Source organism: Atribacterota bacterium, from assembly GCA_028703475.1.
In the GTDB taxonomy this organism is placed as follows: Bacteria; Atribacterota; Phoenicimicrobiia; order Phoenicimicrobiales; family Stramentimicrobiaceae; genus JAQVMU01.
Genome location: JAQVMU010000005.1, coordinates 1 through 9,259 on the forward strand (window position 1 = coordinate 1; position 9,259 = coordinate 9,259).

The 9,259-nt window shown below is 32.5% G+C and carries 6 protein-coding genes; 3 read left to right on the forward strand and 3 right to left on the reverse strand.

Annotated elements, in window-relative coordinates:
• The 3 genes from PHQ99_01395 to clpB all read left to right on the forward strand — a co-directional run.
• A partial coding sequence (locus PHQ99_01395; GenBank protein MDD4288233.1) for a DUF151 domain-containing protein occupies positions 1-372 on the forward strand: 372 nt, incomplete at its 5' end.
• A 103-nt stretch (positions 373-475) separates the two neighbouring features.
• Positions 476-1,192 (forward strand): phenylalanine--tRNA ligase beta subunit-related protein, encoded by a 717-nt coding sequence (locus PHQ99_01400; GenBank protein ID MDD4288234.1) that lies wholly within the window; start codon positions 476-478, stop codon positions 1,190-1,192.
• 124 nt (positions 1,193-1,316) lie between these two features.
• Positions 1,317-3,908, forward strand: a complete 2,592-nt coding sequence (clpB, locus tag PHQ99_01405) for an ATP-dependent chaperone ClpB (GenBank protein MDD4288235.1) — start codon at positions 1,317-1,319, stop codon at positions 3,906-3,908.
• A 174-nt stretch (positions 3,909-4,082) separates the two neighbouring features.
• On the opposite strand, the gene PHQ99_01410 is transcribed toward clpB, so the two are convergent.
• The 3 genes from PHQ99_01410 to PHQ99_01420 form a co-directional block, all read right to left on the reverse strand.
• Complete coding sequence (locus tag PHQ99_01410) at positions 4,083-5,147, reverse strand: DUF5668 domain-containing protein (GenBank protein MDD4288236.1); 1,065 nt, start codon at positions 5,145-5,147, stop codon at positions 4,083-4,085.
• 78 nt (positions 5,148-5,225) lie between these two features.
• A complete protein-coding gene (locus PHQ99_01415) occupies positions 5,226-6,350 on the reverse strand; it encodes a tetratricopeptide repeat protein (protein MDD4288237.1) in 1,125 nt (374 codons plus the stop codon).
• Positions 6,351-6,468: 118 nt separating this feature from the next.
• Entirely contained in the window at positions 6,469-8,925 is a 2,457-nt protein-coding gene (locus PHQ99_01420) for an ATP-binding protein (protein MDD4288238.1), read from the reverse strand.
• Positions 8,926-9,259 lie beyond the last annotated feature (334 nt).

Consider the following 9,259-nt stretch of genomic DNA (forward strand, 5'->3'; position numbering starts at 1 on the left):
AAAAATATAATCGAAGTTGCCGGGTTGCAAATAGAAAGAGTTGTAATTTCAGATATAAAAAATAATACCTATTATGCAACACTATGGTTAAAAAAGGGAGAAGAACAATTATTGGTAGATGCCAGACCAAGTGATGCTATTGCTATTGCCCTGAGATTAGGAGTGTCTATCTTTATATCAAATGATGTGATGAGAAAGGCATCCATTTCTCATACTTCCAGGGAAGAGGATATTACCAAACGGTTAGTTCAACTTAAGAATCAACTACAGGATGAGGTTGATAAAGAAAACTATGAAAAAGCCGCTGAGTTACGAGATGAAATAAAAAAAATGGAAAAAATGAAGAATATACCGCCACTTAAACCAAAATAATTAAAAAATATAATGTAAAACTATTTTTTTATCTGATTGGACTGGATAAGTTTATTACGATACATTTAATTAGACGTGGCTATGATAATTATCAGGAGGAGAAGTGCATAAACGAAAAATAAAAATTAGTTCAGATATTTTTGTAAGATATCCGGAGTTCAAACGAGGAGTTATTATTGTCAGGGATATAAAAGTTGCTGAAAAAAACAAGAGAATTAAGAAGCCACTGAATAATATTATAAAGCAAAGACAATCTGAAAACATAGATTATAACGAACATCCTTTTGTTAAAGCATGGGACGAGGCACATATTAAATTTAATTCCAATCCGGAGCAATATCCGCCGTCTATAAAAGCACTGTTATCCAGAGTAGCTTATGGGGGAGGATTGCCTTTTATAAATTCTGTTGTTACTCTTTTTAATTATATCTCTATAAAATATCTTGTTCCTTGCGGTGGAGATGACATAGATAGTATTTCTGGTAATCTCTATTTAGGTTTTGCAACCGGAAATGAACTGTTTACCGGATTAGGCAGTACAGAAACTGAACACCCGGTAAAAGGTGAAGTAATCTATTATGATGACAAAAGTAATCAGGTTATGTGTAGAAGGTGGAATTGGCGGAATGCAGAATTTTCAAAGATTACTACCGGTTCTCAGAGAATTGTCATCAATATAGATGGTATTGATGCTATTCCTGAATCGACTATTATTCAAGCAAGGGATGAGCTGGATAATTTATTAAAACTTCATTGCAATGCTGATACTGTAACAGAATTACTGCTAAGAGAAAAGCAGGAAATTTGTTTATCAGATTAACAATCATTTTTGAAAAATAATAAAATAATATTTTAATTATATTATATTATTACGATATTTGGATAATTGACAATAGCAGTATAATAATAATAAGAGATAAGCTTATGGAAAGGAGTTAAGCAAAATGCAATTTGATAAATATACAGTTAAAGCGCAGGAAGCAATTGGTCAGGCTCAGCAATTAGCTTTACAATACAATCATCAGGAGATTAAAAGTGAGCATTTGCTTCTTGCATTAATACAACAAAAGGATGGTATCGTACCATCAGTTTTAAATAAATTAGAAATTGATATTTCAGATTTAAAATCTTTTTTAGAAAAAAAGTTACAAAAATTTCCCAGCATTTCCGGCGGAGGAAATAATCAATATGTTGGAAATGAACTAAATGTTGTTTTTAATAAGGCCGTTCAGGAAGCAGCTAAACTAAAAGATGAATATATTAGTACAGAACATTTATTTTTAGCCTTGATTGAGTTAGAAAACAGCTCCTTTGAGCAGTATTTTAGAAACAAAGGCATTAACAGAGATAGTATTTTCCGCTCTTTAATGACTATAAGAGGAAACCAGAGAATCACAGATCAGAACCCGGAAGAAAAATATCAGGCATTAGAGAAATATTCTCGGGATTTGACTCAATTAGCAAGACAGGGTAAATTAGATCCGGTGATAGGAAGGGATGATGAGATAAGGAGAGTGATGCAGGTATTATCAAGAAGAACAAAGAATAATCCTGTGTTAATCGGTGAGCCCGGGGTTGGCAAAACAGCAATTGCTGAAGGGCTGGCACGTCGAATAGTTAGCGGAGATGTACCGGAAGGATTAAAGAATAAAAGAGTTGTAACTTTAGATATTAGTTCACTGGTTGCAGGAGCAAAGTTTAGAGGTGAATTTGAGGATAGACTTAAGGCAGTTTTAAAGGAAGTAGAAAAGGCAGAAGGCTCAATAATATTGTTTATTGACGAGATGCATACATTAGTTGGTGCAGGAGCAGCTGAGGGAGCAATTGATGCCTCAAATATGCTTAAGCCTGCCCTGGCAAGGGGTGAGTTGCATTGTATTGGAGCAACAACATTAAAAGAGTATCGTAAATATATTGAAAAAGATGCAGCTCTTGAAAGAAGATTCCAGATGGTACTGGTAAAAGAACCTACTGTGGAGGATACAATTGCCATATTACGCGGATTAAAAGAGCGATATGAAGTTCATCATGGTGTAAAAATAATGGATTCGGCATTAATAGCGGCTGCAACATTATCTAATCGCTATATTACTGATCGTTTTTTGCCTGATAAGGCTATAGATTTAGTCGATGAATCAGCATCCGGATTAAGAATGGAAATAGATAGTATGCCGATAGAAATCGATGAAATAGAAAGAAAAATTATGCAACTCCAGATAGAAAAGCAGGCATTAAAGAAGGATAATGACAATGTTGCCAGGGATAAGATTAAAAATATTGATAAAGAATTGAGTAATTTGGAAGAACAGAAAAATAGCCTGACATCCAGATGGAACCATGAAAAAGAAATTATTCAAAAAATAAATAAAATCAAAAGTGACCTGGAAGGTGCAAAGACTGAAAGTGAACAAGCTGAAAGAAATGGGGATTTAAACCTTGCTGCTGAGATAAAATATGGTAGAATCCCTGAATTGGAAAAACAACTGGAAGATAATAACAAAAAAATATCTTCATTACAGAAGAGTTCAAGAATGTTGAAAGAAGAGATTACTGAAGAAGATATAGCTCAAATTGTTTCAAAATGGACTAATATTCCCGTAGGTCGATTAATGGAGGGAGAAACTGAAAAATTAATTAAGATGGAAGAGGAACTGAAAAAAAGGGTTGTTGGCCAGGATGAAGCTGTAAGCCTGGTATCAAATGCCATAAGGCGTTCCAGAGTAGGGATTTCTGATCCGAACAGACCTGTGGGTTCTTTTATTTTTATGGGTCCAACAGGAGTAGGTAAGACAGAATTAGCCAGGAGTTTGGCGGCTTTTCTGTTTAATGATGAAAATTCCCTGATTAGAATTGATATGTCTGAATATATGGAAAAACATAGTGTAGCAAGATTAATTGGTGCCCCTCCCGGTTATGTTGGATATGAAGAAGGAGGGCAACTGACAGAGGTTGTAAGACGAAGACCCTATTCAGTAATACTGTTTGATGAAATAGAAAAAGCCCATAGTGATGTTTTTAATATTTTATTGCAAATCATGGATGACGGAAGGCTAACAGATGGACAGGGGAGAATTGTTAATTTTAAAAATGCGATTCTTATTATGACCTCTAATATTGCCAGTGAATATATATATCAGATGGATTTATCAAACAAGGATGAAATGACACAGCAAATAAATCAGGTTTTGAGGAATCATTTTAAACCTGAATTTTTGAATCGTGTGGATGAAATTATTACTTTCAACCGTTTGGATAAGGATCAGATTATTAAAATTGTCGATATTCAGCTTGATATTTTAAAGAAGCGATTAGAAGAAAAAAATATTATATTAAGTGTTACTACAAAAGCAAAGGAATTACTTGCCCAAAGAGGTTTTGATCCTCAATATGGAGCCAGGCCTTTAAAACGAACCATACAAAAGCATGTCCAGGATCCATTGGCATTGCAAATGCTGGAAGGGGCAATAAAGGAAAATGATAATGTCAGGGTTGAGTGTGATGATAATAAAGAAATAGTGTTTTCGAAGATTGTATAATTGCAATAGCATAAGCAATTTGTGGTAAACAAAGAATAAAACAGTTGTGATAGTCAATTAGAAAAGAAACAAAAAATTAAGGATGGGTAGGATTTATATTATATAATATCCAATCTAATACCCATCCTTAATTAATTTAGAAAATAATTTTTTATTTATGCTAATTTTAAATTCTTACAGGTAATGAATATTTATCTGTGATAAACCGGAATCAATGTCTATGCTTACCTTGTATTCTGCATCATTATAGTTTTCTGAAATAAAATTGTTATTTTCTTCTGATGTAAATTTATCATCCAGTTCTTTCATGCTTAACCCGGTATCCAAATTAAGAGCAACTCCAACATTAGCCGGAATACCTATATCAATCTTAGATACCCCTGAGTCGATAGTAATTTCCCCATTGTATTGAGGAGTAATTAAGCTTATGTCAGATGCTCCACTTTTTATTGTTAATTTTTCTACTTTAAAATTTGAAAGATCATAATCGATGGTTGTGGCACCTGTTTCAATAAGTATTTCATAAATCATTTCTTTGTTAAGCTTCAAATCAATGTTATTATTAGGACTGCGAAATTGTTTACTGGAAGACGAGATAGAATCATGATATATATGAATATTAGCTTCATTATCTGAAAGTGAATAATCTTCAACAGGTTTAAATTCCGGATACCTGTAACTTACCTGGCATTGATATAAAAGGGGAGTAGGGAATTCAAGTTTAAAAAAGCCAATATCATAGCTCAAATGAAGGTTGGCCTTTTGAATATTAGGTGCTATTATGAGTTCTTCTTCGATTTCTTCTTCAATTACTTCAACAGACTCCTCTTCATCAATACTAATTTCAGTGTCACTTTCCTCTTTAGGGATTTCCTCAACATCTTCTTCTGTTTGGGGGACGTAATCATCCTCCTGCGTGGATTCTTTAACAACCGGTGTTAATTCAAGTTCTCTTTGAAGTGTTTGGGTCTGAGTAGTTATTTTACCTTCCAAGTGCAAATCTATACCCATATTGCCGGCAACAGCACCAATAATGATTCCTAATACTATTACCAGTGGGGCAAGCCAGGAAAGTCTTCTCCTGAATATTAAGCTGATACCCAGACTAATTAGAAGTAAAGGCCAGAGTCTTAATATATTATACCAGACAGACCAGTCCAGTATGTTAAAATTATTCAATAAGAGAATAATTCCAACTAAGATAATAGCTAACCCTTTAAGGAATTGAGTTCCACTCATTTTTAGTTCTCCTTTCTAAATTTTTTCAGAGAATTAATATTGATTATTTATAAATTAAGTTTGTACTTAACTCATAAATTATTTATTACCAGTTATTTTTGACCAGCTATTAGCTACAAGCAGGTCAATTAATCTTTGCTGGTCAGACAGGTAATCAGGATTCAGGGATAGGGCTGTTTCTGCTTCTCTTAAGGAGTTTTCATAATCCTGACTTCGATAGTAAGTAAGACCTTTTTTGTAATGTGCTAAGGCTAAAATATCTTGAGCAGAACCCATGTTTGTGGCAAGCTCATAATTATTCAAAGCCTCAGGAAGATTAGCTTCGTGATAATACATATCGCCAATTTCAATAAAAGCCTCTGCAAAAGTATTAAAAGTAAAATTATGCTCACCAAGAGGATACATTCTTTGGGCTAATATTTTTTCTATAATTGCCTTTTCATACTCTTGTTCCGAAAGCTTGATTTCTCCTAAATAGAAATGTGCTAAAGCAATTGATCTATTGTCGTTTTTAAACTGTGTTGCAGTTTGGTATGCCTGTTGTGCTTTTTCTATTTCATTTATATTTCTATAATAATTTCCTAAGTGTAGATAACAATAAGCATTAACTTGATAATCAGTAATTTTTTCCATAATATTAGGTCGCAATTGAGAGTATCCCATTTCAGTAAATCTCTCATTTGCTTCTATTAACTGGTGGTTATCAAGATAAAGCTGTCCTAATTCAGCATTCAATTGTTGGTGATTTGGTATTAAATCAATTACTTTTTCATATTGCTCAATAGCTTCATCAATTTTTCTCTGATCCTTGTATATCAGGCCTTTAACATAATAAGCATGTGCATTAGCAGTATCATTCACAGTTAAGTCTGTCAGAATCTCAAAAGCCTCGTCATGTTCTTCTTCTCTATACAAAGCGTAACTTAAATTTACCAGTGCCATCTTATTGAATGGGTCAATTTCAAGTGCTTTTTTATATTCCTCCTGAGCTGGTTTGTATAATTCGTTCTCTAAAAAAAAGTTGCCTACATTGATAAAAGTATAAGCATTTTCAATGTTACTTTTTTCTTCAATTATTGATTGTAATAGTTGTTCAAGCTGGGTGTTATCAGAGTTGCCTGCTAAAACCGGAGAAATTGGTACTAAAAAAAGAAGAAATAGAAAAAATGCAGATAAAATACTTTTTTTTAATTTTATTTTCATTATTGATATCCCCCTAAATCTCTTTAATAGGAAAAATTATATTAAATGCCAAACAAAGACTGATTATATTGTAACAATTGGTAGCAAAACTATTAAATAAAAAAAAGAATATGTTTACTTATTTTTTTTGCTTTCCAGTGTTTTTTTCTTTGCCAAATTCTCTTAATTTAACGGCGAATTCCAAAAGCTTCCGGCTTACCAGGTCATTTATGGAATTCTTTTCAAATTTACCGTTTTTTAACATTTTACCGGCTTTTCTACCCGTTAAAACTTCTATACCTTCATCAATAGTCTTAACAGAAAAAAGATGGAATTTATTTTCTTTAATTGCCTGAACAACATGTTCTCTTAACATGAGGTCTGAGATATTCGCTTCAGGAATTATTACACCTTGAGTACCTGTCAATCCTTTTGCCACACAAACATCATAAAATCCTTCAATTTTCTGGTTTACCCCACCGATAGCTTGAATTTCACCTTTTTGATTTACAGAACCGGTAACCGCTATATCCTGTCTTAGTGGAATATTTGTAATACTGGAAATAAGTGCATATGCTTCAGTCGAAGAGGCACTATCACCATCAACTCCTGCATATGACTGCTCAAAGCAAATGCTGGCACTGACAGTTAATGGTTTATCCTGAGCATATTTAGATCTTAAATAGCCACTTAAGATAAGCACACCTTTATTGTGTGTTTTTCCGCTTAAGTCGGCTTCCCTTTCAATATTTATTATTCCGGCTCTTCCCATAGAAGTTCTGGCGGTAATCCTTGTAGGTTTGCCAAACGAGTATTCTCCTAAATTATAAACAGAAAGCCCATTAACCTGGCCGATTACACAACCTTCTGTATCAATCATTAAAGTACCTTGTTCAATCATTTCCTGAATCTTGTTTTCAATTAGATTCAGTCTTTCTATTTTCTCCTCTATGGCCTGGTTAACATGTTTTTTCTCAGTAATTTTTTTATTATCTCTCCTTGCCCAGTAATCAGATTCCCTGAGCAAGTCAACAAGGCTGTTAAAATGTGTAGATATCTTGTTTTTTCTACCTGCCAATCTCACTGCATATTCAATTGCACCGGCTATTCCGCTTTTATCAAAGGGAAGTAAATTTTCTCTTTCGCATAGATGCTTTATAAAACAGGCATACTGATAAACATTTTCATCATCATTTTCGGTTACAGTATCAAAATCTGCTTTAACCTTAAAAATTTTACTGAAGTCCTCATCCCTGAAGTAGAGAAGTTGATAAATATAAGGATCTCCAATCATGATAACTTTAACATTGCACTCTATTGGTTCAGGTTTTAATGCAGAGGTGCTAAACATAGGAAATGGGTCATATGTTTCAGGTTCTATTCTCTGGTTTAATAATGTTCTTTTAAGAGAAGGCCAAACACCGGGTTCCAGTAATACATCCAGGGCATTGACGACTAAAAAACCCCCATTGGCTTTTAATAAAGAACCTGCTTTTATTTTAGTAAAATCAGTTATCCAATGACCGGTCCTGTCCATCCGTCTTTCTATAATACCAAAAAGGTTTTTATATGAAGGATGTGTTTCAATAATTATCGGTGAATTTGAGGTATCAGAATTATCAACTAAAACATTCACAGAAAAGTCGGTGAATTCATCTTTTGCCTGAGGAAATTTTAAACCGGGAATAGGGGATGGTTGTTCTTCTTTGGCGGTAAATCTATTTATATTTTCCAAAACATTTTTTTTCACTTCTTTTAAATAATCATCTATTGATTTATTGGTATACTTTTTTTGAATGTCCTTAATTACATCTTCTACTAACGGAGTAATAATCCTGTTTTCCAGTTCTGCCAATTTTTTGTTAAATTCTTTCTGCAAATCACTTATTTTTTTGGATATTTTTGTAATTTCATGTGTGAATTGCTGATGTTTTTGTTTAATTTTCTCAAACTCCTCTTTTGAAAATTTCTTTTCTGCTACCATATTTTCTAAATTTTCTAAATTAATTGGTTTTTTATCAATAACAGGCAGGATGTCAGGTTTAGTATAAGGACCTATCTGAACCTGAACAACTGTGAAGTTTTCGGATTTAACCCGGTCTTCAAAATCTTTAACCAAAGAATGTTGTTTCTTTTTAAAATTTTCTGTAATCGCTTCTTTGCTTTTTTGGTATTTATCACTTTCTAAAAGAGAAGGTATGTGCTTTTTCAATGTATTGACTAAGTTGTCCATATCTTTTTTAAACTTATTTCCATGTCCGGCTGGTAAACTAATTGCTTTGGGCATATCAGGATCTTTAAAATTATGGACATAACATTTATCATCAAAGATAATACCATTTCTTTTTCTATTCAATAACAATTTTTTAATGGTGCTGCTTCTTCCGGTACCTGGTTTCCCGGTAATAAAAAGATTATAACCAAGAAATTCCATATCAAGGCCTAATTCCAAAGCTTTTAGCGCTCTTTCCTGACCAAGTATTTTTTCACATGGTTTTAAGTCATTAGTAGAGGAAAAATCAAATTTATCTAAATCAAAATTCCATCTAAGTTTTTCAATAGGAACTTCACGATAAACAACATTGTTAGATTTCATTTTTTCTCCTTAAATATAATTTATCTCTATTATTTTTATTTTTCTTCTATTTGGTTGGTTATAGTATATGATATATGACTTAAAAATATTTTCTTTATTATAACAGTATATTATCCTTTTGTTAAGAAATGAAATCATTTTATATTATTTGTTTTATCTGGCTAATTTTCTTGCAAAAGAATGTGTATAGGGCTAATATGAATAAAGTCATTATCCTTTAAACTGAATGTTTTAAATATTTATCTAAATTGGATTTATTATTTTATTTTAAAACATTTTAATGTTTTATAACAGGAAAAAATAAAAGTCTGATAATTAATAAATAGAATAAAAA

Bases quoted from the DNA above. Each gene is read 5' to 3' on its own strand.
- clpB (MDD4288235.1), top strand. From the start codon at position 1,317: ATGCAATTTGATAAATATACAGTTAAAGCGCAGGAAGCAATTGGTCAG.
- PHQ99_01410 (MDD4288236.1), bottom strand. From the start codon at position 5,147: ATGAGTGGAACTCAATTCCTTAAAGGGTTAGCTATTATCTTAGTTGGA.
- PHQ99_01415 (MDD4288237.1), bottom strand. From the start codon at position 6,350: ATGAAAATAAAATTAAAAAAAAGTATTTTATCTGCATTTTTTCTATTT.
- PHQ99_01420 (MDD4288238.1), bottom strand. From the start codon at position 8,925: ATGAAATCTAACAATGTTGTTTATCGTGAAGTTCCTATTGAAAAACTT.